This is a genomic window from Parasulfuritortus cantonensis (assembly GCF_004337445.1).
Classification (GTDB): Bacteria; Pseudomonadota; Gammaproteobacteria; order Burkholderiales; family Thiobacillaceae; genus Parasulfuritortus; species Parasulfuritortus cantonensis.
Genome location: NZ_SJZB01000042.1, coordinates 130,152 through 156,964 on the forward strand (window position 1 = coordinate 130,152; position 26,813 = coordinate 156,964).

24 protein-coding genes, 1 tRNA gene, 1 other RNA gene and 1 pseudogene are annotated in these 26,813 nt (G+C 67.6%); 18 read left to right on the forward strand and 9 right to left on the reverse strand.

Annotated elements, in window-relative coordinates:
* Nucleotides 1-503 precede the first annotated feature (503 nt).
* Nucleotides 504-1,651, forward strand: a protein-coding gene (locus EZJ19_RS11405; RefSeq protein WP_131447682.1) for an IS3 family transposase whose coding sequence is annotated in 2 segments (ribosomal slippage) — nucleotides 504-765 and nucleotides 765-1,651 — 1,149 coding nt in all. Because the reading frame shifts where the segments join, the coding sequence is not laid out codon by codon here.
* 326 nt (nucleotides 1,652-1,977) lie between these two features.
* A complete protein-coding gene (locus EZJ19_RS11410) occupies nucleotides 1,978-2,610 on the forward strand; it encodes a MarC family protein (protein WP_131447684.1) in 633 nt (210 codons plus the stop codon).
* On the opposite strand, the gene EZJ19_RS11415 is transcribed toward EZJ19_RS11410, so the two are convergent.
* The 3 genes from EZJ19_RS11415 to EZJ19_RS11425 form a co-directional block, all read right to left on the reverse strand.
* Entirely contained in the window at nucleotides 2,607-4,796 is a 2,190-nt protein-coding gene (locus tag EZJ19_RS11415) for an O-linked N-acetylglucosamine transferase family protein (protein ID WP_131447686.1), read from the reverse strand. The two genes, EZJ19_RS11410 and EZJ19_RS11415, sit on opposite strands and share 4 nt — an antisense overlap.
* A gap of 109 nt (nucleotides 4,797-4,905) precedes the next feature.
* On the reverse strand, nucleotides 4,906-5,619 hold the full coding sequence (locus EZJ19_RS11420) for a 3'-5' exonuclease (protein ID WP_131447688.1): 714 nt from the start codon (nucleotides 5,617-5,619) through the stop codon (nucleotides 4,906-4,908).
* Nucleotides 5,616-7,511, reverse strand: coding sequence for a DUF294 nucleotidyltransferase-like domain-containing protein (locus EZJ19_RS11425; RefSeq protein WP_131447690.1), 1,896 nt, complete (start codon nucleotides 7,509-7,511; stop codon nucleotides 5,616-5,618). Before EZJ19_RS11425 ends, EZJ19_RS11420 begins: the two co-directional genes overlap by 4 nt.
* 109 nt (nucleotides 7,512-7,620) lie before the next feature.
* Between EZJ19_RS11425 and EZJ19_RS11430 the strand changes: the two genes are divergently transcribed.
* The 3 genes from EZJ19_RS11430 (at nucleotide 7,621) to EZJ19_RS11440 (ending at nucleotide 10,234) form a co-directional block, all read left to right on the forward strand.
* Nucleotides 7,621-8,286, forward strand: coding sequence for a response regulator transcription factor (locus EZJ19_RS11430; RefSeq protein WP_131447692.1), 666 nt, complete (start codon nucleotides 7,621-7,623; stop codon nucleotides 8,284-8,286).
* The gene (locus EZJ19_RS11435; protein ID WP_131447694.1) at nucleotides 8,283-9,677 is read left to right on the forward strand and encodes a sensor histidine kinase; all 1,395 of its coding nucleotides are present in this window, start codon (nucleotides 8,283-8,285) and stop codon (nucleotides 9,675-9,677) included. The genes EZJ19_RS11430 and EZJ19_RS11435 overlap by 4 nt, the downstream gene beginning before the upstream one ends.
* Before the next feature lie 152 nt (nucleotides 9,678-9,829).
* Nucleotides 9,830-10,234: a bacteriohemerythrin gene (locus EZJ19_RS11440; protein WP_131447696.1), complete on the forward strand. Its 405-nt coding sequence runs from the start codon at nucleotides 9,830-9,832 to the stop codon at nucleotides 10,232-10,234.
* A 70-nt stretch (nucleotides 10,235-10,304) separates the two neighbouring features.
* On the opposite strand, the gene groL is transcribed toward EZJ19_RS11440, so the two are convergent.
* Nucleotides 10,305-11,957, reverse strand: coding sequence for a chaperonin GroEL (gene groL, locus EZJ19_RS11445; RefSeq protein ID WP_131447698.1), 1,653 nt, complete (start codon nucleotides 11,955-11,957; stop codon nucleotides 10,305-10,307).
* Nucleotides 11,958-12,095: 138 nt separating this feature from the next.
* A complete protein-coding gene (groES, locus tag EZJ19_RS11450) occupies nucleotides 12,096-12,386 on the reverse strand; it encodes a co-chaperone GroES (RefSeq protein ID WP_131447700.1) in 291 nt (96 codons plus the stop codon).
* A 143-nt stretch (nucleotides 12,387-12,529) separates the two neighbouring features.
* Between groES and bioA the strand changes: the two are divergent.
* The 10 genes and pseudogenes from bioA to EZJ19_RS11500 all read left to right on the forward strand — a co-directional run bounded on the left by bioA (nucleotide 12,530) and on the right by EZJ19_RS11500 (nucleotide 22,607).
* Nucleotides 12,530-13,842: pseudogene (gene bioA / locus EZJ19_RS11455) on the forward strand (adenosylmethionine--8-amino-7-oxononanoate transaminase).
* Nucleotides 13,843-13,906: 64 nt separating this feature from the next.
* Nucleotides 13,907-15,937, forward strand: a complete 2,031-nt coding sequence (locus EZJ19_RS11460) for a thioredoxin domain-containing protein (RefSeq protein WP_131447702.1) — start codon at nucleotides 13,907-13,909, stop codon at nucleotides 15,935-15,937.
* Between the two features lie 75 nt (nucleotides 15,938-16,012).
* Nucleotides 16,013-16,315, forward strand: a complete 303-nt coding sequence (locus tag EZJ19_RS11465) for a c-type cytochrome (RefSeq protein WP_131447704.1) — start codon at nucleotides 16,013-16,015, stop codon at nucleotides 16,313-16,315.
* 112 nt (nucleotides 16,316-16,427) lie between these two features.
* On the forward strand, nucleotides 16,428-17,573 hold the full coding sequence (locus EZJ19_RS11470; protein WP_131447706.1) for a branched-chain amino acid ABC transporter substrate-binding protein: 1,146 nt from the start codon (nucleotides 16,428-16,430) through the stop codon (nucleotides 17,571-17,573).
* A 34-nt stretch (nucleotides 17,574-17,607) separates the two neighbouring features.
* Nucleotides 17,608-18,537 (forward strand): branched-chain amino acid ABC transporter permease, encoded by a 930-nt coding sequence (locus tag EZJ19_RS11475; RefSeq protein ID WP_131447708.1) that lies wholly within the window; start codon nucleotides 17,608-17,610, stop codon nucleotides 18,535-18,537.
* A 33-nt stretch (nucleotides 18,538-18,570) separates the two neighbouring features.
* Entirely contained in the window at nucleotides 18,571-19,683 is a 1,113-nt protein-coding gene (locus EZJ19_RS11480) for an ABC transporter permease subunit (RefSeq protein ID WP_131447710.1), read from the forward strand.
* Between the two features lie 4 nt (nucleotides 19,684-19,687).
* Nucleotides 19,688-20,455: an ABC transporter ATP-binding protein gene (locus EZJ19_RS11485; RefSeq protein ID WP_131447712.1), complete on the forward strand. Its 768-nt coding sequence runs from the start codon at nucleotides 19,688-19,690 to the stop codon at nucleotides 20,453-20,455.
* Nucleotides 20,452-21,159, forward strand: coding sequence for an ABC transporter ATP-binding protein (locus EZJ19_RS11490; protein ID WP_131447714.1), 708 nt, complete (start codon nucleotides 20,452-20,454; stop codon nucleotides 21,157-21,159). The genes EZJ19_RS11485 and EZJ19_RS11490 overlap by 4 nt, the downstream gene beginning before the upstream one ends.
* A gap of 149 nt (nucleotides 21,160-21,308) precedes the next feature.
* Nucleotides 21,309-21,974 carry a hypothetical protein gene (locus EZJ19_RS11495; protein ID WP_131447716.1) on the forward strand — a complete coding sequence of 222 codons (666 nt, stop codon included), beginning with the start codon at nucleotides 21,309-21,311 and terminating at the stop codon, nucleotides 21,972-21,974.
* Between the two features lie 117 nt (nucleotides 21,975-22,091).
* A complete protein-coding gene (locus EZJ19_RS11500; protein ID WP_131447718.1) occupies nucleotides 22,092-22,607 on the forward strand; it encodes a hypothetical protein in 516 nt (171 codons plus the stop codon).
* On the opposite strand, the gene EZJ19_RS11505 is transcribed toward EZJ19_RS11500, so the two are convergent.
* The 4 genes from EZJ19_RS11505 to EZJ19_RS11520 all read right to left on the reverse strand — a co-directional run bounded on the left by EZJ19_RS11505 (nucleotide 22,582) and on the right by EZJ19_RS11520 (nucleotide 23,896).
* Complete coding sequence (locus EZJ19_RS11505; protein WP_131447720.1) at nucleotides 22,582-23,208, reverse strand: 5-formyltetrahydrofolate cyclo-ligase; 627 nt, start codon at nucleotides 23,206-23,208, stop codon at nucleotides 22,582-22,584. The genes EZJ19_RS11500 and EZJ19_RS11505 overlap by 26 nt on opposite strands.
* 10 nt (nucleotides 23,209-23,218) lie before the next feature.
* Nucleotides 23,219-23,398, reverse strand: a non-coding RNA gene (gene ssrS / locus EZJ19_RS11510) — 6S RNA.
* Nucleotides 23,396-23,713, reverse strand: coding sequence for a cell division protein ZapA (locus EZJ19_RS11515; RefSeq protein ID WP_131447722.1), 318 nt, complete (start codon nucleotides 23,711-23,713; stop codon nucleotides 23,396-23,398). Before EZJ19_RS11515 ends, ssrS begins: the two co-directional genes overlap by 3 nt.
* Before the next feature lie 3 nt (nucleotides 23,714-23,716).
* Nucleotides 23,717-23,896, reverse strand: coding sequence for a hypothetical protein (locus EZJ19_RS11520; RefSeq protein ID WP_131447724.1), 180 nt, complete (start codon nucleotides 23,894-23,896; stop codon nucleotides 23,717-23,719).
* Between the two features lie 88 nt (nucleotides 23,897-23,984).
* Between EZJ19_RS11520 and msbA the strand changes: the two genes are divergently transcribed.
* The 3 genes from msbA to EZJ19_RS11535 all read left to right on the forward strand — a co-directional run bounded on the left by msbA (nucleotide 23,985) and on the right by EZJ19_RS11535 (nucleotide 26,751).
* Entirely contained in the window at nucleotides 23,985-25,730 is a 1,746-nt protein-coding gene (gene msbA, locus EZJ19_RS11525; protein ID WP_131447726.1) for a lipid A export permease/ATP-binding protein MsbA, read from the forward strand.
* Nucleotides 25,731-25,732: 2 nt separating this feature from the next.
* On the forward strand, nucleotides 25,733-26,629 hold the full coding sequence (gene gluQRS, locus EZJ19_RS11530; protein WP_240754749.1) for a tRNA glutamyl-Q(34) synthetase GluQRS: 897 nt from the start codon (nucleotides 25,733-25,735) through the stop codon (nucleotides 26,627-26,629).
* A gap of 45 nt (nucleotides 26,630-26,674) precedes the next feature.
* Nucleotides 26,675-26,751, forward strand: a tRNA-Met gene (locus tag EZJ19_RS11535).
* Nucleotides 26,752-26,813 lie beyond the last annotated feature (62 nt).

The window sequence follows — 26,813 nt, forward strand, 5'->3', positions numbered from 1 at the left end:
GTGGATGCCAGTAGCCCCCCGGATACAAAGGAGGTCTTGCGTCTCTTAATGCGGAATCTGGATGTGCCATTGACGGTAGATAGCTCTTGCAACGGAGTGGGAACGACGGACGACGACCTCACCATTGGCGATTATCTAAGCGGTTTCATGGCGGAACATGCGAAAGAAGGCGGACAGAACTGGCTAGAGGTGACTGCGGTTCCCGCGGCTACGCCAGACGGCAAACCAGCCTGGGAATGCCGTGTGATGGTCCGACGAAGGGACGCAGAAGACGAGATGGGCTGGGGTGCAGGCTTCCTGATAACGGCCGCCGACCGTGTGGTAGTGCGGCCGTCATTCCGCTGCCTCGGCGGCGGTTGAAAGTGCGGAGTCGAAGTGGATGCGGGTAGCGCCTAAGGACTAACAAGGCGCTCCACCGGACGGCAATTCCGCTACGTTTCATTGGGCTGCTGCCGGTTTCGAGGACACCCTGTTAAGGTGGAATCTGAAATCGGAGGGTGTACATGGTTACGAGACGGCAGTTCAGCCGGGAATTCAAGCTTGAGGCCGTAAGGCTGGTGAAGGAACAGGGCGTGACGGTGGCGCAAGCTGCCCGCGACCTGGACGTGCACGGGAACGTGCTGCGGAAGTGGATACGGGAGCAGGCAGCCGACTCGCAGCAGGCCTTTCCCGGCAAGGGTGTGATGAAGCCTGAGCAGGCGGAAATTGAGCGGTTGAAGAAGGAAGTAGCCAAGCTTCGGATGGAGCGCGACATCCTGAAAAAAGCCGCGGCCTACTTCGCCAAGGAGTCGATGTGAAATTCGGCTTTGTGGCGAAGCACCGAGGGGCCTGGCCGGTGCAGATGATGTGCGAGTCGCTCGGTATCTCGCGAAGTGGTTTCTACGCCTGGCTGAGCCGGCCACGCAGTCAGCACAGCCTGGATGATGAAGTGCTGGGCACCCGGGTACGACAAAGCTTCCTGGCCAGCGACCGCACCTATGGTGCCCGCCGGGTCTGGCACGATGTACTCGCCATGGGGCATTCCTGTGGTCTTCATCGGGTCGAGCGGCTCATGCGGGAGCAGGCCTTGCGGGCACGGCCACGGCGGCGTGGCCTGCCGGCCGACAGGGGACAGCGAAGCGTCATCGCGGATAACGTGCTGGACCGACAGTTCCAAGCCGACGCACCGAACCGCAAATGGGTGGCCGACTTCACCTATCTCTGGACGGCTGAGGGCTGGCTGTACGTGGTGGTGGTACTGGACCTGTACGCGCGTCGAGTCGTGGGTTGGTCGATGCAGGCCAACATGACCTCACAGCTGGTTGCTGATGCGCTCATGATGGCGGTCTGGCGCCGTGGCAAGCCGGTGGAGCTGCTGCATCACTCTGACCAGGGCAGCCAGTACACCAGCGAACACTTCCAGGATTTGCTCAAGGAGCAGGGCATCACGTGCAGCATGAGCCGGGCTGGCGAGATCTGGGACAACTCGGCGATGGAGAGCTTCTTCAGTTCATTGAAGACCGAACGGACATCCCGAAAGGTCTATCGGACCCGTGAACAGGCACGGGCCGACGTGTTCGATTACATCGAGCGGTTTTACAACCCGACTCGGCGACATTCAACACTTGGCTACGTCAGTCCGGTAGAGTTTGAAAACGCTCAAAAAGCTTAGGTCGGTGTCCATGGAACCGGCAGCAGCCCACATTGCCCCGGGGTAGTTCGACGTTGAAGGTCCACTTTCCATGTCAGCGAAGGACTGCAACGCGTCGGTAGCGGCCGCACACTGCTCCCACCTTGTAGGTCGGCTCAGAGGCGATAGCAGACCTCCTGCAACCTTTCTGCGTCGCACCCCAAGCAGCTGGCCGTCAGCCCGGTTTCGACGCCAAATTCCGCATATATCCTTTGCGCCGGCGTAGGCCTGGCCGCGGGTCCGCCCTGGGTGCTAGCATCCGCCGCTGGTAGCCGGCGCAAGCCGGCGGGGTGGACTCGGGAGGACGAATGTCGGGCTGGTATGCGTGGCTGAACATGCTGATTGGTCTGGTGGTCATCGTGAATCCGCTGCTCGGCGTGTCGGCGATCGCCACCCTGGCCGGCAACGAGAGCGCCGGCCAGCGCCATCACACCGCGCGCATGGCCGCGCTCACCGTGGCGGTGGTGATGACGATCTCGGCCCTGGCCGGCGAGTCGGTGTTGTCGCTGTTCGGCATCGGCATTCCGGAATTCCACGTCGGCGGCGGCATCCTGCTGCTGCTCATCGCTGTATCGATGCTCAACGCCCGCATGAGCGGCGCCCGCCATACCAGCGAGGAGGCGGACGAGGCCCAGGCGCGCGAGCAGGTCGGCGTGGTGCCCATCGGCATCCCGCTCCTGGCCGGCCCAGGCGCCATCAGTACCGCGATCATCTACGCCCACAAGAGCCAAGGCTGGCTCGACACCGTCGTGCTGGTGGGCGAGATCTGGCTGGTGGCCGGACTGGCCTGGCTGACCATGCGCGCCAGCGACCGCCTGATGGACCTGCTCGGCCAGACCGGTCTCAACATCGCCAGCCGGATCATGGGCCTGCTCCTGGCCGCCATCTCGGTCGGCTTCGTGGTGCAGGGCCTCAAGATCCTGCTGCCCGGCCTCGCTTAAGCGGGGCCGGCGTCCGGGGCGTCCAGGTCGGCCGGTGCCAGGCCGTCGACGTGGCGCCGGTACACGGCTTCGTAGGCGCTCTCCAGCGTCCTCGTGAAGCGCAGGGCATCGAACAGGGGTGCGCTCGCCAGGTTGGCCTGCAGCTTCGCGCGCACAGCCTGCAGCCGTTCCGGCTCGCTCGCCAGGGCCCATGCCAGGGCCTCGTAGGCGGCCGGGTCGGCGGTGACCAGTTCCGGCAGGTCCAGGGCGTGGAGCAGGCTGGCCCCGACCCGGCTCGGGAAGCTCCGGCCCATGCAGGTGACCATCGGCAGGCCCGCCCAGAGGGCGTCGCTGGCGGTGGTGTGGGCGTTGTAGTTGAAGGTGTCCAGGAACAGGTCGGCCAGGCGGTGGCGGGCCAGGTGTTCGGGCAGCTCGACCCGCTCGGCGAACACCAGGCGGTCGGCGTCGATGCCGTGCCGGACCGCTTCGGCGCGCAGGTTGGCCTCGGCCCAGCGGTTCAGGCGCAGCAGCCACAGCACGCTGCCCGGCACGCGCGCGAGCAGGCGCATCCAGATCGCGAAGGCGTCCGGCGAGATCTTGTAGTTGTGGTTGAAGCAGCAGAACACGAAGCCGCTGTCGGGCAGGCCGCATTCGGCCCGCGTCGGCGTCGTCGCGGCGATCGGGCGCCGGTCGTCGTTGACCTGGTAGCTGTGCGGCAGGTAGATGATCCGTTCGCTGTAGTGCGCGCGCTCCTCGGCCGGGATGACCACCGGGTCGGCGACCAGGTAGTCCATGAACGGGCTGGCCATGGTGCCCGGATAGCCGAGGTAGCTGACCTGGATGGGCGCCGCCCGGCGCGCGAAGATGCCGGTCCTGGCGTGCTCGGTGAAGCCTTTCAGGTCGACCGCGATGTGGATGTTCTCGTGCCGGGCCAGGCGGGCCACCGCCTCGTCGTCCAGCTTCCGGACGTCGTGGAAGACGTCGACGTTGTCGACCAGGTGGGCGCGCATCGCGTCCTGGCAGTCCGGCCCGAACGAGTAGGCGTGGATGCGGAAGCGCGCCCGGTCGTGCACGGCGAACAGGCGGGCCATCAGGTACATGGTGGCGTGATTGTGGAAATCGGCGGAGAAATAGCCGACGTTGATCGGCGTCTGCCAGGTGGCCGCCGGGAAGGGGTCGAGCTCGGCGATGCGGCCGAAGTTGGCCTTCGAATAGCATTCCGCGGCGTGGCGCTGGAAGCCGGGGTCGGTGGCCAGGGATAGCAGCCCGAAGGGCGGCACGGCTTGCTTGTCGTTGGCGGCGATGGCCAGGCCGGCGGTCAATTCGGCCAGGCTGGCCCCGAAGCGGTGCCAGGCGCAGGTGCGGCCGAGCAGGATCAGCAGGGCGGCGCGGGCGTTGGTGAACTGGGGCGCCCGGGCGACCGCCCGGTCATAGCAGTCGATGGCCTCGTCGAGGCGTTTCTGCTCCTGGAGGACGACGCCCAGGTTGTAGTGGGCCTCGGCGACGTTCGGATCGATGGCCAGCACGCGCCTGAAGCAGGCGGCCGCTTCGTCGAGGTCGCCGCGGACCTTGTAGGCGTTGCCCAGGTTGTATTGCGCCTTGGCGAACCCGGGGTTGGCCTGCAGGGCCTGGCCGTAATGCGCGATGGCCCGGTCGAGGCCGTTGAGGGCCTGCCAGGCGACGCCCAGGTTGTAATGCGCCTCGGCCATCGTCGGGCGGAGCAGGAGGGCGCGTTCCAGGCTCTCGATCGCCTCGGCGTGGCGGCCGAGTTCGAGCAGGGCATTGCCCAGGTTGCAGTGTGCCTCGGCGAATTCGGGTGCCAGCGCCAGGGCCTGGCGGTAGCTGGCCGCCGCGTCGGCGAAACGGCCGGCGGCACCCGCGATGGCGCCCTGCAGGTTGTGCAGGAGCGGCACCCCGGGGTAGCGCGCAAGCAAGGTCCGGAGCCGCGCCTGTGCCTCCTGGAGGCGGCCCTGGTTGTACAGCGCGATCAGCGCGTTGAGGTCGGCCTGGGCGGGCGTCGCCGTGGCGGTTGCCGGCGGCGGCGGCCGCAGGGCCGCCAGCCCGCGCGCCGCGCGCTCGTTCCTCGGGTAGCGGGCGAGGACCTCCTGGTAGGCCTGCGCCGCCAGTTGGATTTCGTTCTTCCGGGCGTGCCGTTCGGCGCGCGCGAGCAGTTGCTCGACGCCCGGGGTCTTCTTGTCTGTCGCCATATTGGGTCGCTGCTTCGAATCGGTGTCCTTGGCCCCGGCAGGGCGGCTTGCCGCGCCGGTTCGGCAGCATACCACCCGGCCGGGGGGTGTCCCGTACCGGGACGCCGGCTCAGGCGTAGGGCAGGCCGAAGGTGCGCATGCGCCGTTCCTGCTCGATGCCCTGGAAGGCACGGAAACACTCGGCGTTGCGCCCGGCCAGGAGGGGCCGCAGGGCGAGCATCAGCTCGGCCGTCGAGACGGCGTCGGCGAGCGCGCTGTGGCGGGCGTAGTTGCCGATGTTGAAGTAGCCCATCCAGTCGTCCAGGGCGCGCAGCTGGCGGTTCGCGCCCGGGCACAGTTCGGGGGTCAGGAAGGCCAGGTCGGCCCAGGGGTGGTTGAAGCGCAGGCCCAGGTACTTGCGCAGGGTCTTGCTGATCATGGTGTTGTCGAACACCACGTGGAAGGCGATCAGAGGGTCCTTGCCGAGGTACTCCAGGAAGCTCAGCAGGGCCTCGACCGGCGGCACGCCGGCGCGCTGCGCCTCGCCGCCGATGCCGTGGATGAGGATGTTGTCCTTGCCGCTCACCTTGTCCTGCTGGAGCACGATCTCGAGGCCGTCGGCGAGGTCGATGCGGCCGTCGCGGATGGCGATGGCGCCGATCGCGATGAGCTTGTCCCGGTTCAGGTCGAGGCCGCTGCTCTCGACGTCGACGACCACGTAGCGGGCGGCGTCGATGGGCAGCTTGAGGTCGGCCGCCGGCAGGGCGCGCCAGGCATCCAGGCGGGCCTGCTGGGCGGCGTCGAGGCGGGCGCCGCGGCCGAACAGGGAGGCGAGCCAGTTCATTCGCGGACCTGGTAGTCGAGGCGCAGCTTGGTCTGCAGCTTGCGGGCCTGGCGGAAGGCCTCCTTGAGGATGCGCCGGTCGAGGTTGTTGAGGCTGTCCGGGTCGATCTTGTTGCTCAGCTCGCTGCCCTGTTCGAGCTGCTGGTGGTGCAGGCGCAGGCGCAGCAGCTGGATGAACAGGAAGGCCTCGATGAAGGCCTCGGCGTCGACCTTGCGCAGGTGGCCGTGCTCGGCCAGTTCGCGCAGGCGGCCGACCGTGTTGGTCTGGCGCCCGGCGGTCGCCAGGGTGTAGATGCGGGCGGCGTCGACGAACGGCGTGATGCCGTTCAGCTTGAGGTCCAGGGTGTGGCCCTTGCCGGTGACGAAGTCGCGGATCAGGCCCAGCGGTGGGTCGTTGCGCAGGGCGTTGACGGCAAGCTGGTAGAGGAAGCGGGTGTTCTTGGGCGTGGCGTCGCGCAGCCAGTCGCGCAGTTCCAGGGCCAGGCGTTCGGCGCCGTACAGGGGCCGGAAGTCGAAGAAGATGGTGGCGTAGAGGAGGGCCATGGGATCGCCGTGGTCGATCCAGTTGGCGAAGGTCTCCTGCCATTCCTTGAGCGACAGGCACCACTTCGGGTTGGAGGCCATGACCTCGCCGTTGCAGAGCGGGAAGCCGCATTCGGCCAGGGCCAGGTTGACCCGCTTGGCGAACGGCAGGACCTGGGCGCGCACGGCCTCGGGGTCGGCGCCCTCGGGCAGGTCGAAGATGATGCCGTTGTCCTGGTCGGTGTTCAGGGTCTGTTCCAGGCGGCCTTCGGAACCGAGCGCCATCCAGCAGAAGGCGATGTCGCGCACCGGGCTGGCGCGCAGTTCCAGCTCGATGATGCGGGTGGTCAGGAGGTCGTTCAGGGTCGAGATGATCTGGGTCAGCTGCTCGGCGGCGACGCCCTGGGCCATCATGTTGTGGGCCAGTTGGCGGATGTCGCGGGCCGAGCCCTTGAGGGTGTCGAGGTGCTCGGCGTTGCGGATGGTGCCGCCGATCTGGCGCAGGCCGACCCGCTGCAGGGAGAACAGGTCCTTCTCCGAGACCAGGCCCTTCAGGCGTCCTTCCTCGGCCACCAGGATGTGCCGGAAGCCATGCTTGGCCATGACCAGGGCGGCCTCGTAGGCGAAGGCGTGCGGCGGCATGGTGTAGGGGTTGGCGGTCATCACGCTGGCGAGCGGCTGGTCCAGCGCGGTGCAGCTCAGGGCCACCCGCGAGAGGACGTCGTGCAGGGTGAAGATGCCGACCGGCCGGTGCTCGCCGTCCACCGCGACCATGGAGCCGATGCCGTTCTTGTGCATGGTTTCGAGGACCTGGCGCACCGGCGTCTCCGGTGCGCAGGTGATCGGTTCGCGCCGGATGATCGCCGACAGCGGGCTCGACATCGACTGCTGTTCGCTGGTGGACTTGGCGTACTGGGCCTGGATGACCTGCTTGGACTGCTCGAGCAGGTTGGCGATGCGCCGCGTGCAGAAGTCGTGGAAGGGTTCGCTCAGCCTGAGCAGTTCGCGGAAGTGCTCGGCGCTCAGCTCGTAGCAGAAGGTGTCGATGCCGGCCCGGTAGGTGCTGGTGACGCCGCGCTTGGACAGCAGGGCGCCGAGCGGGAAGCATTCGCCCTCGTGCAGTTCCAGCCAGGCGGCGTTCTCCTGTGCCCGCACCACGTCCTGTTCGCCCAGGATGACGCCCTGCTTGATCAGGTAGAAGGTCGCCACCGGGGTCTCGGCCGGGGCCAGGACGACCTCGTCCTTGGCGTAGTAGCCGACCTTCAGGCGCTCGATCATCCAGACCAGGTGGTCGCGCTCCATCTGGTCGAAGGGGGCGTAGCGGCCCAGTTGGTCGAGCGTGGCGGCAAGCAGGGCGTAGGGAGTGGTCATGGCTGGCGCAATCTAAGTACCCACGGCGCGCGGGGTTTTCAGGATAATCGCTTTGCCGCATGCTACGAAGGCGGCCTTACAGCATCCTTACTTCAGACAGGGCGTTGCCATGCGCATCCTCATCGTGGAAGACGACGAAGTCCTGGCCGACAGCCTGGTCCGGGCCATGGTGGCGGCCGGCTATGCCGCCGACCACGCCGACGATGGCGAGGTGGCCCTGGCCATGCTGCTGGACGGCTGCTACGACCTGGCCATCCTGGACATCAACCTGCCGCGCATGGACGGCCTCGCCATATTGCGCCACGCCCGCGCGGCCAAGAAGACCCTGCCGGTGATCCTGCTCACCGCGCGCGACTCGGTCGGCGACCGCGTGCTCGGCCTCGACCTCGGGGCCGACGACTACCTCACCAAGCCGTTCTCGGTGGCCGAGCTGGAGGCGCGCGTGCGCGCCCTGCTGCGCCGGGGCCAGGGCGGCGGGGCGGCCACGCTGACCTGCGGCAGCCTCGAGTTCGACAGCGTCGGTCGCCGGGTGACCCTGGCCGGCGAGGTGGTCGAGTTGTCGGCGCGCGAGCTGGCCGTGCTCGAGACCCTGCTGTTCCGCCAGGGCAAGGTGGTCAGCAAGGAACAACTGATCGAGAGCCTGTGCGCCTGGGGCGAGGAGGTGACGCCCAACGCCATCGAGGTGTACATGCACCGCCTGCGCAAGAAGCTGGAACCGGGCGGCGTCGGCATCCGCACGGTGCGTGGCCTCGGCTACCTGCTGGACAAGGCATGACCGCCGCGCCCGGCCGCGACGAAGAGGACGACATCCTCTCCCTGCGCCACCACCTGGTGAACTGGTTGTTCACGCCGCTCTACCTGCTCCTGCTGTTCTCCACGGTGACCGGCTACATCGCGGCCCTCAAGCTGTCCAACCAGCCTTACGACCTGGTGCTCACCGAGCGTGCCCGCCTGATGGCCAGCCGCTTCGACCTGATCCCCGAGGCCGAGCCGGTGACCGAGGCGGACCTCGTGCCCGAGGACGCCGAACACCTGTCGTTCACCCTGTTCGACGCCGGCAACCGGCCGCTGCTCGGCAACGCCAGCCTGCCCAGGCCGCGGCCGATCGACTTCGCCGCCACCGGGCCGCTCCTGCGCAACACCTCGCTGGCCGGCGAGAAGGTGCGCGTGCTCACCCTGCACTTCCGCACCACCCGGCGCACGCCGGGCACCGAGTACGTCCTGGTCATGGCCGAACCGGTCAAGGACCGCCTGTTCCTCGGCCGCAGCATCCTCGGCAACATCGTCATCCCGCAGTTCATCTTCATCCTGATCGCCGGCCTGGCGGTGTGGCTCGGCCTCAAGCGCGGCTTCGAGCCGCTCGAGCGCCTGCGCCGCGCGGTCGCGCGCCGGCGCAGCGACGATCTCAGTCCGCTCGACGAGGCCATGGCGCCGGGTGAGGTGCGGCCGCTGATCCGCGAGGTGAATGCCCTGATCGAACGTCTCAAGGCGATGATGGATCAGCAGCGGCGCTTCGTCGCCAATGCCGCCCACCAGTTGCGTACGCCGTTCGCCGGCCTGCGTGCCCAGGCCGAGCTGGCGCGCCGGGCCGAGGCGCCACCCGGCGTGCACGCGGCGCTGGACGGCATCTGCGAGGGCGCCGACCGCTGCAGCCGGCTGGTCAACCAGTTGCTCACCCTGGCGCGCAACGAGCCGGAGGCCCGCGCCGAGGAGGGCCTGACCGACCTCGACCTCAACCGCATTGCCCAGGAGACCACCATGGACTGGGTGCCCGAGGCGGTGCGCAAGGACATCGACCTGGGCTTCGAGGGCGCGGTCGGCGAGTTGCCGCTGCGCGGCTACGATGGTGCCCTGCGCGACCTCATCGGCAACCTGCTCGACAACGCCATCCGCTACACGTCCCCGGGCGGCCGGGTCACCCTGCGCACCGGGCCGGGCCCCTGGCTGCGGGTCGAGGACAACGGCCCCGGCATCGCGCCCGAGGAACGCACCAAGGTGTTCGACCGCTTCTACCGGGTGGCCGGCTCGGGCCAGCCGGGCAGCGGGCTCGGCCTGGCCATCGTGCACGAGGTCGCGCAGCGTCACCACGCCCGCATCGCGGTCGAGGCCGGCGAGGGGGGCAAGGGCACGGTGTTCCGCGTCGATTTCAACGTCGGGGGGCGTTGAAGACGGCGCCGGGCGCGATTGACAGGGCGCGGCATTGCCCAGATCATCCCCATGTCATGAGTAGGGTTACGTGCTGACCGTCGGTCAGGGGAGCCGGCCCGGTTTCCCGGCCGGCGGTCTTTCATTCGGGCGCGGGAGGCGTCGGCGAAATCATGATCAAGATCGACATTGCCGAGATCGACAAGCAGCACGCGCGCTGGCTGAAGATCATCGAGGGTTTCCGGGCCGTCGGGGTCGGCCACCTCACCGACGCCGCCGGCTTCGCGGCCGCCGAGCAGGCCCTGGCGGAACTGCTCGAATACACGCGCATGCACTTTGCCAGCGAGGAGGCGATCATGGCCCGGCACGGCTACCCCGGCCTGGCCGAACATCATGTCCGGCACGGCGAACTGATGGCGGCGGTGGAGAAGATGCTGGCCGAAATACGCGCCCACAAGTCCAAGCTGACGCCGTTGAAGTTGAACCTGCTGGCGACCATCTGGCTGTTCGAACACATCGCCAAGGAAGACCAGGAGTTCGGTAGCTACGTGCACCGGACCGGTCATGCCGAAGGCTGACCCGGCGCGGCAATGAAAAACCCCCGGCGGGTTGCCCCGCCGGGGGTTTTCGGGCCTGCCTGGGTACGGCTTAGAAGTCCATGCCGCCCATACCGCCCATGCCACCCATGCCGGGGGCCATGTCAGGCGCGCCGGCCTTCTTGTCCTCGGGCATTTCGGTGACCATGCAGTCGGTGGTCAGCATCAGGGCGGCCACGGAAGAGGCGTTCTGGAGCGCGGTGCGGGTGACCTTGGTCGGGTCCAGCACGCCCATCTCCATCATGTCGCCGTAGTCGCCGGTGGCCGCGTTGTAGCCGTAGTTGCCCTTGCCGTTGAGCACCTTGTTGACCACCACGGAGTCTTCCTCGCCGCAGTTGCGGACGATCTCGCGCAGGGGCTGCTCGATGGCGCGCAGGACGATCTTGATGCCGGCGTCCTGGTCGTGGTTGTCACCCTTCAGCTTGGTGATCTTGGCGCGGGCACGCAGCAGGGCGACGCCGCCGCCGGGGACGATGCCTTCTTCAACGGCGGCGCGGGTGGCGTGCAGGGCGTCCTCGACGCGGGCCTTCTTTTCCTTCATCTCGACTTCGGTGGCGGCACCGACCTTGATCACCGCAACACCGCCGGCCAGCTTGGCCTTGCGCTCTTGCAGCTTTTCCCTGTCGTAGTCGGAGGTGACGACCTCGATCTGCTTGTTGATCTGGGCGATGCGGTCCTTGATCGCATCGGCAGCGCCGGCGCCGTCGATGATCGTGGTGTTTTCCTTGCCGATCTCGATGCGCTTGGCGCGGCCCAGATCCTGCAGGGTGGCCTTGTCCAGGGCCAGGCCGACTTCCTCGGCGATCACGGTGCCGCCGGTCAGGATGGCCATGTCTTCCAGCATCGCCTTGCGGCGGTCGCCGAAGCCCGGGGCCTTGACGGCGGCGACCTTCAGGATGCCGCGGATGGTGTTGACGACCAGGGTGGCCAGGGCCTCGCCTTCGATGTCCTCGGCGATGATCAGCAGGGGCTTGCCGGCCTTGGCGACCTGTTCCAGCACCGGCAGCAGGTCGCGGATGTTGGAGATCTTCTTGTCGTGCAGCAGGACGAACGGCTCTTCCAGCACGGCCATCTGCTTCTCGGCGTTGTTGATGAAGTAGGGCGACAGGTAGCCGCGGTCGAACTGCATGCCTTCGACGACGTCCAGTTCGTTTTCAAGACCGGAACCGTCCTCGACGGTGATGACGCCTTCCTTGCCGACCTTGTCCATGGCGTCGGCGATGATCTGGCCGATGCTGGCGTCGGAGTTGGCGGAGATGGAACCGACCTGGGCGATTTCCTTGCTGGTGGTGCAGGGGCGGGAGATTTCGCGCAGTTCCTCGGTCAGGGTGCCGACGGCCTTGTCGATGCCGCGCTTCAGGTCCATCGGGTTCATGCCGGCGGCGACGAACTTCATGCCTTCGTTGACGATGGCCTGGGCCAGCACGGTGGCGGTGGTGGTGCCGTCACCCGCCACGTCGGAGGTCTTGGAAGCGACTTCCTTGACCATCTGGGCGCCCATGTTCTCGAACTTGTCCTTGAGTTCGATCTCCTTGGCGACGGAGACACCGTCCTTGGTCACGGTGGGGGCGCCGAAGGCGCGGTCCAGCACCACATTGCGGCCCTTGGGGCCCAGGGTCACCTTGACGGCGTTGGCCAGGATGTTGACACCGGCGACCATGCGATGGCGAGCGGCATCGCCGAAACGTACGTCTTTTGCGGGCATTGCTCTTTACTCCTAAATGTCTTTGACGGCGTTCCCGCCGAGGCGGGAATTCAGTATTTGGGATTACTCCGGGCTTCGACATCACATCGGCCACCGGCCGATGTGAGCCTTTGCCGAAAATAACTTCGCAGCGCGAATTTATTTTTCGACGACGCCCATGATGTCTTCTTCGCGCATGACCAGCAGTTCCTCGCCATCGACCTTGACGGTCTGGCCGGAGTACTTGCCGAACAGGACGCGGTCACCGACCTTGACGTCCATGGCGACCAGCTTGCCGCTGTCATCGCGCTTGCCGGGGCCGACGGCGACGACTTCGCCCTGGTCGGGCTTCTCGGTGGCGGTGTCGGGGATGACGATGCCGGAGGCCGTCTTGCGTTCTTCTTCCATGCGCTTGACGATCACGCGGTCATGCAACGGGCGGATTTTCATCGATTCCTCCTTGTAGAACTGAAATCCGATACTCGAAAACTCGACTTCGACGGGCCGGTTGTTAGCACTCGGGCCCTGCGAGTGCCAGATAATATGGACGTGTCGGAGGGATTTCAAGGGGCCGCCTTGCTAAGATGCTCCGAATGAGCAATTCCGACTGGCTGGACCGCACCCGCACCGCCCTCTGGCACCCCTGTACCCAGATGAAGCAGCTGGAGGCCATGCCGCCGCTGCCGATCGCGCGCGGCGAAGGGCCCTGGCTGATCGACTACGACGGCCGCCGCTACCTCGACGCCATTTCATCCTGGTGGGTGAACCTGTTCGGCCATGCGGAGCCGCGCATCAACGCCGCCATCGTCGACCAGCTGGCGCGCATCGAGCACGTCATCCTGGCCGGCTGCACCCACGCCCCGTGGTCGAGCTGTCCGAGCGGCTGGCCAGGCTGACCGGGCTCGGCCACGCCTTCTACGGTTCCGACGGCGCTTCGGCGACCGAGATCGCGCTCAAGATGAGCTTCCATTACTGGCGCAACAGCGGCCGACCGGAGAAGACCGGTTTCGTGAGCCTGAAGAACGGCTACCACGGCGAGACCATCGGCGCCCTGTCGGTCACCGACGTGGCCCTGTTCAAGGACACCTACGCGCCCCTGCTGCGCCTGAGCCACCAGGCCATGAGCCCGGATTGGCGCCTGGCCGGGCCGGGCGAGTCGGCCGAGGCCTACGCCCGGCGCGCCGCCGCCGACCTGGACGCCTGGTTGGCGACGCACGCCGACACCACCGCGGCGGTGATCCTGGAGCCCCTGGTGCAGGGCGCCGCGGGCATGGCCATGTACCATCCGGCCTACCTGAACGCCGTGCGGGCGAGTTGCGACCGCCATGCCGTGCACCTGATCGCCGACGAGATCGCCGTCGGTTTCGGGCGCACCGGCACGCTGTTCGCCTGCCAGCAGGCGGCCGCCTCGGTCGCCGACATCGCCGACTTCCTGTGCCTGTCCAAGGGCATCACCGGCGGCTACCTGCCGCTCTCGGCGGTGCTCACCCGCGAGGCGGTCTACGCCGCCTTTTACGACGACCGCACTGCGCGCGGCTTCCTGCATTCGCATTCCTATACCGGCAACCCGCTCGCCTGCCGGGCCGCGCTGGCGGTGCTCGACATCTTCGAGGAGGACCGCGTGCTGGAACGCAACCGCGCCGCCGCGGCGCGCTTCGACGCGCGCCTGGCGGCCGTGCGCGCGCATCCCCGGGTGCGCGACTTCCGCCGTACCGGCATGATCTGGGCCTTCGAGGTCGCGGACGCCCCGGCCGGGTTCGCCGGCGACTTCCACCGCCGCGCCCTGGCGCGCGGGGTGTTCATCCGGCCGATCGGCGCGACCGTGTACTTCATGCCGCCCTACGTGCTGGACGATGCCGCCATGGCCTTGCTGGCCGACACGGTGCTGGAATTGCTGAATACCTGAGCGGGTTTGTCAACAAAGGGGGTCGGCCCCTAAACTGGCGCCATCGCCGTCACCGAAGCCGACCATGAACCGCCTTGCCCTGGAGACCAGCCCCTATCTGTTGCAGCACAAGGACAATCCGGTCGACTGGTACCCCTGGGGCCCGGAGGCCCTGGCCCGGGCGCAGGCCGAGGACAAGCCGATCCTGCTCTCGGTCGGCTATTCGACCTGCCACTGGTGCCACGTCATGGCGCATGAGTCGTTCGAGGACCCGGAGCTGGCGGCGCGCTTGAACGCCCTGTTCGTCAACGTCAAGGTCGACCGCGAGGAACGCCCGGACCTCGACCAGATCTACCAGACCGCCCAGCAGATGCTCAGCGGCCGTTCCGGCGGCTGGCCCCTGACCCTGTTCCTGGCGCCGGACCAGACGCCCTTCTTCGGCGGTACCTATTTCCCCCGCGAGGCGCGTTTCGGCCTGCCCGGGTTTGCCCGCCTGATCGAGAGCGTCGCCTATGCCTGGGCCAACCGGCGCGGCGAGATCGTCGAGCAGAACGCCTCGCTGCGCGCGGCGCTGGCCGGCGTGGCGCCGGCCGCGGCCGAGGAGCTGACGCGCGAGCGGGCGCCGATCGAGCGCGCGCTGGCCGCGAACGTGGCGAATTTCGACGATGCCAACGGCGGCTACGGCGGCGCACCCAAGTTCCCGCGCCCGGCCGACTTGGAGTTCCTGCTCGCCCAGGGCGACGCCGCGGCACGCGGGCAGGTCCTGTTCAGTCTGCGCAAGATGGCCGAGGGGGGCCTGTTCGACCAGCTGGGCGGCGGTTTCTACCGCTACTCGGTGGACGCGATGTGGATGATTCCGCACTTCGAGAAGATGCTCTACGACAACGGCCCCCTGCTCGGCCTCTATGCCGACGCCTGGGCGCTCACCGGCGAGCCGCTGTTCGAGCAGGCCGCGGCGATGACCGCGGCCTGGCTGGAGCGCGAGATGACCAGCCCGGACGGCCTCTTCCATTCGGCCCAGGACGCCGACTCCGAGCACGAGGAAGGCAAGTTCTACGTCTGGCGCCCGGACCAGGCGCGCGCCCTGCTGAGCCCGGACGAGTACGCCGTCGCGGCGCGCCACTGGGGGCTCGACCGGCCGGCCAACTTCGAAGGCCAGGCCTGGCATCTGCGGGTCGCCAAGCCGCTCGCCGAGGTGGCCGGCCGGCTGGGCATCGCCGAGGCCGAGGCGGCCAGGCACCTGGCCGGGGCGCGTGCCAAGCTGTTCGCGGCGCGCGGCCGGCGCATCCCGCCCGGCCGCGACGACAAGGTGCTGACCGGCTGGAATGCCCTGATGGTGCGCGGCCTGGCCCGTGCGGCCCGGCGCTTCGGGCGCGCCGACTGGCTGGCCGCCGCCTGGCGCGCGCTCGACGCCCTGCGCAACCGGCTCTGGCGTGACGGCCGTCTGCTGGCCAGCTATAAGGACGGCCAGGCAAACCTGAATGCCTACCTGGACGATCATGCCTACCTGCTGGCCGCGCTCCTGGAGACCATGCAGGCGGGTTACCGCGGCGTCGACATGGCCTGGGCCCGGGCGCTGGCCGACGCCCTGCTGGTCGACTTCGAGGACACCGCGGCGGGCGGCTTCTATTTCACCCGCCACGACCACGAGGCCCTGATCCAGCGTCCGAAACCCGCTTACGACCAGGCCACGCCCTCGGGCAACGGCATGGCGGCGCTGAGCCTGGGCCGGCTCGGCCTGCTGACCGGCGACGCCCGCTATGGCGCGGCGGCGGAACGCTGCCTGCGTCTGTTCCAGGCGGCCATGCGCGACCAGCCCCTGGCCCATGGCACCCTGCTCACGGCCCTGGCCGAGACATTGCAACCGCCCCGGCTGATCGTCCTGCGCGGCCCGCGCGACGAGGTCGCGGCCTGGCAGGCCGTGGCGAATCCGCGCTGTCCTCCCGGTACCCTGTTGCTGGCCCCGGCGGACGATTGCCGGGGCCTGCCGGAGCCTCTCGCGAAGCCGGTTCGGGCCGGTGTCGCGGCCTACGTTTGCGAGGGCGCGAATTGCCTACCCGAAATAGTGCAAATGACGGAGCTGACGGCTATTTTATCCGGCTACGCTATGAATTAAGATGCGTGCCGCAACCGAGCCCCGGGCGGTCGCCTGGAGCGGATCGAGAGTTGTCCAATACAAAGGAGATTACACATGAAAGTTACCCTGATCGTCGCCGCCGCCCTGCTCGCCCTGTCCGGTTCCGCCATGGCTGACCAGAAGCTTGCCCAGTCCAAGGCCTGCCTGAGCTGCCACCAGGTCGACAAGAAGGTGGTCGGCCCCGCGTTCAAGGATGTCGCCAACAAGTACAAGGGCGATGCCAAGGCCGAAGAACACCTGGTCAACGTCATCCAGAACGGCGGCAAGGGTGTCTGGGGCAACGTCCCGATGCCGAAGCAGCCCCAGGTCAAGCCGGAAGAGGCCCAGACCCTGGTGAAGTGGGTGCTGTCCCTGTAATCGGTCACACCGATTCGAAAAAAGGCCGGCCAGTCCGGCCTTTTTTTATGTCCGGCGAGTGCGCCATGGTATAAATCCACGGTTGCTTAAATTTTTTGCCAGGGGTTTCCCGATGCGTATTCGCCGTTTGTCCGCCCTCTCCCTGACGCTGCTCGGCCTGCTTGCCGGCTGCGGCCAGAAAGACGTCGCCACGGACGGCACGGAAGTCGTGCGCATCGGCTCCGTGGCCCCGCTCACCGGTGCCCAGTCGCACATCGGCAAGGACAACGACAACGGTGCCCGTATGGCCGTCGACGAGATCAACGCCGCCGGCCTCAGCCTGGGCGGCAAGCCGGTGAAGCTGGAGTTGATCAGCGAGGACGACGCGGCCGACCCGAAGACCGCTACCAACGTGGCCCAGAAACTGGTCGACGAAGGGGTCAAGGCGGTCATCGGCCACCTCAATTCCGGCACCACGATCCCGGCCTCGAAGATCTACCACGACGCCGGCATCCCGCAGATCTCGCCCTCGGCGACCGCCATCGCCTATACCGCGCAGGGCTACAACACCGCCTACCGGGTGATGGCCAACGATGCCCAGCAGGGCAAGGCACTCGGCCAGTACGCCGTGACCAGGCTGGGGGCCAAGAAGGTCGCCATCATCGATGACCGCACCGCCTACGGCCAGGGCCTCGCCGACGAGTTCGAGAAGGCGGCGGCCGCCGCCGGCGCCGAGGTGGTGGCGCGCGAGTACACCAACGACAAGGCGACCGACTTCACCGCCATCCTGACCAGCATCAAGGGCAAGTCACCCGACCTGGTCTTCTTCGGCGGCATGGACCCGCAGGGCGGCCCGATGGCGCGCCAGATGAAACGCCTCGGCCTGCCCGCTAAGCTGCTCGGCGGCGACGGCCTGCAGAACATCAACTTCCTCAAGCTGGCCGGGGCCGACGCCGACGGCGTGGTCGCCTCGTCGCCCGGCCTGCCGCTCGAAGCCATGCCCGGCGGCGCCCAGTTCAAGCAGAAGTTCGAGGCCAAGTACGGCCCCATCCAGGTCTACGCCCCTTATGCCTACGATGCCGTGCAGGTCCTGGTGGCGGCCATGAAGCGCGCCGACTCGGCCGAGCCGGCCAAGGTCCTGGCGGAACTGCCCAAGACCGATTACGCCGGTGTCACCGGCCCCCTGCGCTTCGACGCCAAGGGCGACACCGCGGGCGGCGCGGTGACCCTGTACCAGGTCGAGAACGGCGCCTGGGTGGTGCTGGAGACCGTCAAGTAAGCGGCGCCCCAGTCGAAGCCGGCGGGTACGACGCATGGACATCTTCGTACAGCAACTGATCAACGGCCTGGTTCTGGGTAGCATCTATGCCCTGGTGGCGCTCGGCTACACCATGGTCTACGGCATCCTCGAACTCATCAACTTCGCCCACGGCGAGGTGACCATGATCGGCGCCATGGTCGCCCTGGCGGTGATCGGCGCCCTGCTCGGCGCCAACCCTGACCTGCCCGGTCTGCTGGTGGTCGTGGCCGGCGTGCTGGTGGCGGTACCCGCCTGCATGGTGCTCGGCTTCGTCATCGAGAAGGTCGCCTACCGGCCCCTGCGCAAGGCGCCGCGCCTGGCCCCGCTGATCACCGCGATCGGCGTTTCCATCGTCCTCCAGAACGCCGCCATGCTGATCTGGGGGCGCGGCTACGTGTCGTTCCCGGCCATCCTGCCGCGCGGCCGCCACGAGATCCTGGGCGCCACGGTGACCGACCTGCAGATCGCCATCGTCGCCCTCTCGGTGCTGGTCATGGTCGGCCTGGTCTTGCTGGTCGAACGCACCCGCCTGGGCCGGGCCATGCGCGCCACGGCGCAGTCGCGCGAAGTGGCCGAACTGATGGGGGTGAACGTCGACACGGTCATCTCCGCGACCTTCGTCATCGGCTCCGCCCTGGCCGCCATCGCCGGCGTGATGGTGAGCGCCTACTACGGCCTGGCGCACTACTACATGGGCTTCCTGCTCGGCCTCAAGGCCTTCTCGGCGGCCGTGCTCGGGGGCATCGGCAACATCATGGGGGCGGTGGTCGGCGGCATGCTGCTGGGCATCATCGAGGCGCTCGGCGCCGGCTATATCGGCGACCTGACCGGCGGCTTCCTGGGCAGCAACTACCAGGACGTGTTCGCCTTCCTGGTCCTCATCCTGGTCCTGGTATTCAGGCCCTCCGGCCTCTTGGGAGAACGGGTTGCCAATCGTGCCTGACCGGCCGGCGCGGCTGCCGCGGGGGTGCCGGCCATGACCGCCCTGGTCGCCCGCCTGCGCCGCAACCCGCTGCTCGCCTACGGCCTGCTCGCGGTTCTGCTGCTGCTCCTGCCGTTCCTGGTCGGGGCCGGGCTCGGCCGCGGCTGGGTGCGCGTGCTCGACTTCGTGCTGCTCTATTCCATGCTGGCGCTCGGCCTCAATATCGTGGTCGGCTACGCCGGCCTGCTCGACCTCGGCTACATCGCCTTCTATGCCCTCGGGGCCTATCTGTTCGCCTGGCTGAGCAGCCCGCATTTCGGCATCCACCTGCCGTTCTGGCTGGTGCTGCCGACCGGCGCCGCCCTGGCCGGTCTGTTCGGTGTCCTGCTCGGCGCCCCGACGCTGCGTCTGCGCGGCGATTACCTGGCCATCGTCACCCTGGGCTTCGGCGAGATCATCCGCATCTTCATGAACAACCTGGACGCCCCGATCAACGTCACCAACGGCCCCCAGGGCATCAACCTGATCGACCCGATCCGGATCGCCGGCCTGTCCCTGGGGCAGACCACGCAGCTGGCCGGCATCACCTTTTCGCCGCCGCACCTCTACTACTACTTCTTCCTGGCCATGACCCTGGCCACGGTGTTCGTCGCCCTGCGCCTGCAGGATTCGCGCATCGGCCGCGCCTGGGCGGCAATCCGCGAGGACGAGGTAGCGGCCGCGGCGATGGGCATCAACACGCGCAACATCAAGCTGCTCGCCTTTGCCATGGGCGCCATGTTCGGCGGCCTGGCCGGCGGCCTGTTCGCCGCCTTCCAGGGCTTCATCAGTCCGGAGAGCTTCAACCTCATGGAGTCGATCATGATCCTGTGCATGATCGTGCTGGGCGGCATGGGCAACGTGCCGGGCGTCCTGCTCGGCGCCTTCCTGCTCACCGTGCTGCCCGAGGCGCTGCGCTACGTGGGCGACTGGCAGCGTGCGGTGCTCGGCAACGTGGTGGTCGACCCGAACGACCTGCGCATGCTGTTGTTCGGCCTGGCGATGGTCATGATGATGCTGTACCGGCCGGCCGGCCTGATCCCGTCGCGCCAGCGCCGGCGCGAGTTCGATGCCGACGACGGCGTGGCCGAGCAGGAACAGGCCAGCCTGTACGACGCCGGGGCCTGACGCCATGGCTGCCCTGCTTTCGGTCGACCGGGTGAGCAAGCGCTTCGGCGGCCTTGCGGCGCTCGAGGACGTGTCGCTCAGCGTCATGGCCGGCGAGATTTACGGCCTGATCGGCCCCAACGGGGCGGGCAAGACGACGCTGTTCAACTGCATGACCGGGCTCTACACGGTCAGCAGCGGGGCCATCCGGCTGCTCGGCCAGCCGGTCCAGAACAGCAAGCCGCACCGCATCGTCGAGTTGGGCTTCGCGCGCACCTTCCAGAACATCCGGCTGTTCTCCAACATGACGGCGCTCGAGAACGTCATGGTCGGGCGCCATATCCGCACCCGTACCGGCGTCGTCGGGGCCGTCCTGCGCGGACCCTTCAGCTGCGCCGAGGAGCAGGCCAGCCGGCAGCGCGCGCGCGAACTGCTCGGCTTCGTCGGCCTGGCCGGCAAGGGCCAGGCGCTCGCCGGCCATCTCTCCTACGGCGCCCAGCGCCGCCTGGAGATCGCCCGCGCCCTGGCCACCGAGCCGAAGCTGCTGGCCCTCGACGAGCCGGTCGCCGGGATGAATCCGAGCGAGCGGCGCGAGATGGGCGACCTGTTCCGCAAGCTGCGCGACGCCGGCATCACCCTGTTGCTGATCGAGCACGACGTGAAGCTGGTCATGGGGCTGTGCGACCGGGTCGCCGTGCTCGACTATGGCCGCAAGATCGCCGAGGGCACCCCCGAGGTGGTCCAGCGCGACGCCGCGGTGATCGAGGCCTATCTCGGGGGCGAACCGGCATGAGCCTGCTTCGGGTCAAAGGCCTCAAAGTCCACTATGGTGGCATCCAGGCGGTGCGCGGCATCGACTTCGAGGTCGGCGAGGGCGAGCTGGTCTGCCTGATCGGCGCCAACGGCGCCGGCAAGAGCAGCACCCTGAAGGGCTTGATGGGCATGGTGCAGTGCAGCGGCCAGGTGACCTTCGGCGGTACCCGGCTGAGCAATCTCGCGACCCATGCCATCGCGGCGCGCGGCCTGTCCCTGGTCCCGGAGGGACGGGGGATATTCGGCCGCCTGACGGTGGCCGAGAATCTCGACATCGGGGCCTATACCCGGCGCGAGCGGGCCTATGTCCGGGCCGATCTGGAACGCATGTACGGACTTTTCCCCCGCCTGGCCGAGCGGCGCAGCCAGTTGGCCGGGACGCTGTCGGGCGGGGAACAGCAGATGCTGGCGATGGCCCGGGCCATGATGGCGCGGCCGCGTCTCCTGCTGCTCGACGAGCCGAGCATGGGGCTGGCGCCGCTGATGGTACAGAAGATCTACCAGACCGTCGCCGACATCGCCAGCGAAGGGGTCGCCATCCTCCTGGTCGAGCAGAACGCGCATCTCGCCCTGCACACCAGCCAGCGCGGCTATGTCATGGAAAGTGGTAGCATCGTACTTTCGGGGCCGAGTCAGGCCCTGGCAAATGACCCGGGCGTGAAGGCCGCCTACTTGGGTGAGTAAGCCGTGTTGCGTCGCCGCAACACGGCAGGGCCGATGGATGGTATGGCCATTTCAAATAATAGAATGTACTAATATTCCACCGTACACTGGCGGTCCGGAATAGCCTTCTTTTACTCGTTTGTTTTTTCTAATCCCTTAAGGAGATTGCAATGAAACTGTCCGCTCTTGCCAGCGCCCTGACCCTGGCCCTGCTGTCCCAAGTCGCCCTGGCCGCCCCGGAAGGCACCGCTGCCCAGATGCTGGATCCCGCCAAGGCCGCTGACGCCGCCAAGGATCCCAAGGCCGCCGTGCAAGCCATGACCGACATGATGGACCCGGCCACCTCCATGGTCATGATGCAGAAGCTGATGGACCCGAACGTCTACACCAAGATGGCCCAGACCGGCATGTCCCCCGACATGCTGAAGTCCTACGCCGTCTTCATGGACCCGAACCTGTACGGCAAGTGGATGGCCGCCGGCATGGACCCGAACTTCTACATGGCCATGATCAACCCCATGATGAACCCCAACATGTACATGAAGTGGGCCATGGCTCCCATGGATCCGCGCATGTGGAACATGGGCATGCAGATGATGAACCCCAGCCTGTACATGAACTGGATGATGGCCCCGATGAACCCGGCCAACATGAACCTGATGATGGCTCCGATGAACCCCAACACCTACACCCAGTGGATGGGCACCGCTGCCAACCCGCAGACCTACGGTACCTGGGGCACCTTCATGAACCCCGCCACCTACAGCAACATGGCCAACCCGGCTTCCATGTTCATGATGCCGTTTGCTCCCGTCGCCCAACCTGCCGCCAAGTAATCCGGCAGACGCTGCGCAGCAACGAAAAAGCGGGACGGAAACGTCCCGCTTTTTTATTTGTCCGGGCATCCCGGATTGCTAGAATTTCCGCTCACTTGTTGCTGCCATGGCCACCCCATGGCCCGCATCCCGCCCCTCGTCGTCCTGTTTTGCCTCGGCTTTTGGCCGGCGTGGGCAACGGCTGCCGAGTCGGCGCCCTCGGGGACGGAGGCCTGGCTGACCAGGATGCTTGAGGGCGCGCGCGCGGAGATCGCGCCGAAGGGGCCGATGGCGGTCGCCGAGTGGCTCGACAGCGTGACCGAACCGCGCGCCATGACGGCCCTGGCGACGGCCGCGGGGCCGGCACCCACCGCGCATCGCCTGGCCGCCGCGGTGACACCTCAGGTCGCCGTGAACGGGGCGGAACTGAACGACCCGCGACTCTTCCTGCACCGGCTCCTGGCCGCTGTGCTGCCACCGATCCGGCAGGCCATCGACGTTACCCGGCCGGCCGCCCCGGGCGGGGCGGGCTGGGCCACGTTCCACGGCGTCCAGGAGGAGCCAGGCCACGCTCCGGTGGTCGACGAGGTGGTCGATCCGGGCTGGTGTGAACTGCCGCCGGCCCGCCTCAGCCGCGCACGTTTCCGCTATTGAACCGGTAGTAGCGCTGTTCCGTGATCACCGCATCGAGCGGGATGTCCCAAGGGTCGCGGGGCAGGACATCGACGCGTTGCGCTTCGAAGGCGAGGCCGATCAGGCGCGGCCGGTGCCAGTGCCGGCGCCGGGTGAGATAGGCCAGGCTGGCATCGTAATAGCCGCCGCCCATGCCCATGCGATAGCCGGCGGTGTCGAAGCCGAGCAGCGGCATGAAAAGGATGTCGAGGTCGGCGGCGCGCAGCCGTTCGAAACCTCGGTGGCCGTATTCCGGAATCCCGTAGCGGTTCACGCCCCAGTGCGGGCCGTCGCCCAGGCGGGAGAACCAGAGCATGCGCTGGCGGGCGCGCGGTACGACCGGCAGGCAGCAGGCCGCACCCAGCCAGAGCGCCCGGTCAAGCAGGGGCAGGCAGTCGAGTTCGCCCTTGGCCGGGATGTACAGGCCGACGCGGCGCTTCCGGCTCAGCAGGCGGTGGCTCAGGGCGAGGCGAAGCACGGCCTGGCCGGCACGTTTGCGCGTGGCGGCCGGGACGGCCCGGCGCAGTACGCGCAGGCGGCGGCGGACACTGGCCTTGTCGGGTGGGTTCGGGTTGGCAGGCATGGTGGTTGGAGTGAGCCCCGCGGGCGTCGTCCGGGCCGCAATCCTGAACCCAGGGGTTCAAGACGGTGCGGCACATCGGCTTCGGGTACATGGAACTGGCCACGCGCACACCCGCCGGAAGATAACCGCTCCATGCGTAAGACGCATCGGTTCAAAGAATCCGCGACCCTCGCGTACGCAGCAGGGCTCAGAACAGATTATCTTGCTGAGCGAGCGCCTGATCAAGCAGGCCGCCGAGGCGTTCGACGCGGGCACGCACCGCGGCGACGTCGGGGTCGGCCGGGCGGGCGGCGAGAAAGTCGTGGGCGATGTTGAGTGCGGCCATGATGGCGATACGTTCGACCCCGATCACCTTGCCGGACTCGCGAATCTCGCGCATCTTGCGATCCAGGAAGCTGGCGGCCTCGATCAGGCTCTGCTTCTCGTTGTCGGGGCAGGCGACCCGGAATTCCCGCCCATGATGGTGACGTCTAGGCTGACGGTCTTGGCGGGGGGCATGGTGGATCGCTCAGTCGGGCAGTTTGTTGAACAGGTTTTCCATGCGTCCGCGCACGTCGGCCAAGCGTTCGCTGAGCAGCTTGTTGGCGTTCTCCATGGCGACCACCTGTTGGCGCAGCCGGATGTTTTCCACGCGCATGGCTTGATGGCGCTCAAGCAGTTGCGCGAGTTTGGTTTCCAGGGCGTCCATTTCCTCCAGCATTCTGACACTATAATTGGCTAATTTTTACCGCGTCAACAGGCGTTTAGGCCACTCACCAGGCATACCCAGGCTTTCCATGAATTCCCGTACCCTATACCTGCGCCTGCTTGGCTACGTCAGGCCCTACTGGCGCATGTTCGCGCTGTCCGTTTTCACCATGGTCCTGGTCGCCGCGAGCGAGCCGGTGTTGCCGGCCCTCATGAAGCCGATGCTGGACGGCAGCTTCGTGCACAAGGACCCGGCCATCATCCACTGGGTGCCGCTCGCGCTCATCGCGTTGTTCGTGGTGCGCGGCATCGCCGGCTTCGTGTCGTCCTACTCGATGTCCTACGTCGCCAGTTACCTGGTGATGGACCTGCGCATGCTCATCTTCGCCAAGCTGCTGGTCCAGCCGGTGGCCTACTACGACGATGCCCGCAAGGGCCAACTGGTCGCCACCGCCGCGTTCAACGTCAACCAGTTGACCGATGCCGCGACCAACGTCCTGACGACCGTGGTCCGCGACGCGCTGACCGTCGCCGGCCTGATCGGCTGGCTGTTCTACCTGAACTGGAAGCTCGCCATCATCACCTTCGCCATCGCCCCGCCGGCGTTCTGGGTGTTCCGCTATGCCGGGCGCCGGCTGCGCTATACCAGCCGCGAGATCCAGCGCAACGTCGGCGAGATCACCCACGTCCTGGACGAGAGCATCGTCGGCCACAAGATCGTCAAGATATTCGACGGCCAGGAATACGAGCGCGCGCGGTTCTTCGAGGTGGCCCGGCGGGCGCGCCGTTTCGCCATGAAGCAGACCGTGGTGTCGCAGGCGCACGGGCCGATCACCCAGTTGCTCGCCGCCCTGGCGCTGGCCACGATCATCTATATCGCCACCCTGCAGGCGGCCAGCGACCAGACCACCGTGGGCGGCTTCGTGTCCTTCATGGTCGCCATGCTGATGCTGTCGGCGCCCTTGAAACGCCTGTCCGGTGTCACGTTGTCCCTGCAACGCGGCCTGGCGGCCGCCGAAGCGGTGTTTCACCTGCTCGATCTCGAAGACGAAATCGACACCGGGACCATCGACGTCGAGAACGCCCATGGCGAGCTGGCCTTCGAGGAAGTCGTACTGAATTACCCGGGCAAGGAGCGGCCGGCCCTCGACCACGTCAACCTCACCGTGCGGCCGGGCGAGACGGTTGCCCTGGTGGGCGGATCGGGCGGCGGCAAGACCAGCCTGGTCAACCTGATTCCACGCTTTTACCGGCCCACGGGCGGACGCATCCTGCTCGACGGCGTCGACCTCAACGACATCCGTCTGGGTAGCCTGCGCGCCAACATCGCCCTGGTCTCGCAGGAGACGACCCTGTTCAACGACAGCGTCGCCGCCAACATCGCCTACGGCCGCCTGCGCCGGGTCAGCCGGGCGGACATCGAACGAGCCGCGGAAGCGGCCCATGCCCGCGATTTCATCCGCGAGCTGCCGGAGGGGTTCGACACCATGATCGGCGAAAACGGCGTCAAGCTGTCGGGCGGCCAGCGTCAGCGCCTGGCGATTGCCCGTGCCATCCTCAAGGACGCCCCCATCCTGATCCTCGACGAGGCCACCTCGGCGCTCGACACCGAGTCGGAGCGCCTGGTCCAGAAGGCCCTGGAGAACCTCATGCAGGGCCGCACCACCCTGGTCATCGCGCACCGACTGTCGACGATCGAGAACGCCGACCGCATCGTGGTCCTGGAGCGCGGCCGCATCACGGAGATCGGCAGCCATGCCGAACTGCTCGCCCGCGGCGGCACCTACAGCCGCCTGCATGCCATGCAGTTCCACGAGGAGAAGGGGGCCGACTGAGCGTGCCCGCCTACCGGGGCCGATTCGCGCCGACGCCGAGCGGGCCGCTGCATTTCGGCTCCCTGGTCGCCGCCCTGGGCAGCTATCTGGAGGCGCGCACGCGGGCCGGGGCCTGGCTGGTGCGCATCGAGGACGTCGACCCGCCGCGCGTGGTCGCCGGTGCCGAAGACGCCATCCTGGCCACCCTGGAGGCGTTCGGCTTCGAATGGGACGGCCCGGTCATGCGCCAGAGCCGGCGCGCCGAGGCCTACCGGGCCGCCTTGGCCGCGCTGCGTCGGGACGGCCGGGTGTACGGCTGCGCCTGCAGCCGCAAGCAGCTTGCCGAGGCGGCGCGGCGCGGCGTCGACGGCCCGGTCTACCCGGGCACCTGCCGGGCTGGCCACGCGCACGACCCGGCCTTGGCCCAGCGTTTCCGGGTGCCCGATGGGCGCATCGCGTTCGACGACGGCCTGCTCGGCCGGGTCGCCTGCGACGTCGCCCGCGAGTGCGGCGACTTCGTCCTGCGCCGGGCCGATGGTGTCTACACCTATCAGCTCGCGGTGGTGGTGGACGACGCGGAGCAAGGCATCAGCCACGTCGTCCGCGGCGCCGATCTGCTCACCTCGACGCCGCGCCAGATCGTTCTCCAGCAGGTGCTCGGCCTGGCCACGCCGGCCTATCTGCACCTGCCGGTGGTGCTCGACGGGCACGGCGACAAGCTGAGCAAACAGACCCTCGCGCGCCCGGTCGCCGCCGCCCAGCCGTTGCCCGCCCTGCTCGCCGCGGCCGCCTTCCTCGGCCTGGTCCTGCCGCCCGGCCTGGGCTCGGTCGCCGAGTTCTGGCCGGTCGCCGCCGGGGCCTGGCCGGCGCGCGTTCTGGCGCCGGTCCGCGGGCGCCGGACAAACCTTTGTAAACCTTGACATTTGCGCGCGGCACCGGGATAATCCGCGCCTCTTTTTGGCCGTGGTGATGTAGCTCAGACGGTTAGAGCGGAGGATTCATAACCCTCAGGTCGGCAGTTCGATTCTGCCCATCACCACCACCCCCTACAGAACCCGTTGATGCGTCAGCGGGTTTTTTGTTGCCCGCTCGCCAAACCGGCTT